At 52.4% G+C, this 1,346-nt stretch carries 2 protein-coding genes; both read right to left on the bottom strand.

The annotated features are described in order from the left end of the window. The coding region (gene mnmE / locus ACPLUI_RS15020; RefSeq protein WP_424661046.1) for a tRNA uridine-5-carboxymethylaminomethyl(34) synthesis GTPase MnmE at nucleotides 1-1,154 on the bottom strand (1,154 nt) is incomplete at its 3' end. 66 nt (nucleotides 1,155-1,220) lie between these two features. Further along, on the bottom strand, nucleotides 1,221-1,346 hold a 126-nt coding region (locus ACPLUI_RS15015; protein WP_424661047.1), incomplete at its 5' end, for a R3H domain-containing nucleic acid-binding protein.

Genomic DNA, 1,346 nt, shown 5'->3' with positions numbered 1-1,346 from the left:
TGACCGCCGAAAACCATCTGTTCGATAGCCTCTTCCACCTGATCGAGGCCCTCACCCGTCTTCACCGAAATTACCTTGACGGGCTTATCGGGGAAGAGCCGGCCAACCTGGCGGGCCACCGCTTGACCGTCACCTATATCACACTTGTTAACCAGTATAATTCCCTTTTGCCCCTTAACCAGCTCCAGTACGGAACGATCCTCAGCCGTCAGACCGGTACTTGCATCCAGCACTACAAGGACCATGTCGGCCGCTTTAACCAGCTCCCGGGAACGCTCAACACCAATCTTCTCAACTATATCATCGGTTTCTCGCAAGCCGGCTGTATCAGCCAGACAAATGGGTATACCCCTGATATTCACAACTTCCTCTATAACATCTCTGGTGGTCCCGGGAATTTCAGTGACAATGGCCCGCTTCTCCCGCAGCAGCGAGTTAAGTAAGGATGATTTACCAACATTTGGCCGCCCCACGATAACAGTACGCAAACCCTCCCGGTAAACCCTCCCAAACCGGGCCTGCCGGAGAAGCTCCTCCAGTTCATGCATAATATGGCGTACAGCTTCCATCAACTCTTCCCTCAGACCCTCATCACCAACATCTTCAGGAAAATCAATACTTGCTTCCACGCGGGCCACCAGACCGAGCAGACGCTCCTGAAAGGCACGCACTCTGGAAGATAGTTCCCCGGTTAATAAGGACATGGCGACAGAAAGACCAGCTTCCGTCTTGGAACGGATAATATCCAGAATGGATTCAGCCTGTGCCAGGTCCAGGCGACCATTTAAAAAAGCCCGGCGTGTGAATTCGCCAGGCTCGGCAAGCCTGGCGCCATGCTGCAGCACAAGTTCCAGGGTCCGGCGCAAGGGGACGATACCGCCGTGACAGTTAAACTCCACAATGTCTTCCCTGGTATAAGTCCGTGGTGCATACATAACACCCATCAGGACCTCATCCACCGGTTGCCCTGTGGACGGGTCAACCACCAAACCGTAAAATAAGCGATGGCTACCCTGGTTACGCCAATCAGCACCCGTACGGCTGACAAACAATTTCTCGGCAATCTCAATGGCACCGGGACCGGAAACACGGACAATACCGATGGCTCCTTCACCCGGTGGTGTAGCAATAGCAGCAATGGTATCGTCCAACATACAGACCACCACCATTTGAAAAAACCCAGCCAGGATAAGACCGGCTGGGTCTTCATTTTACAGTCATCATTTTTTGGGTGAGATAATTATTTTGCGATACGGTTCTTCACCCTCGCTATAGGTATAAATATCGTCCCTTCCTTGAAGGGCCGTATGGATAATCCTGCGCTCATGGGAACTCATAGGTTCCAG

Source organism: Desulfofundulus sp., assembly GCF_049701015.1.
Classification (GTDB): domain Bacteria; phylum Bacillota; class Desulfotomaculia; order Desulfotomaculales; family Desulfovirgulaceae; genus Desulfofundulus.
Note: the sequence above shows the minus strand (reverse complement) of the source record. Positions and strands in the feature narration are given on the sequence as shown.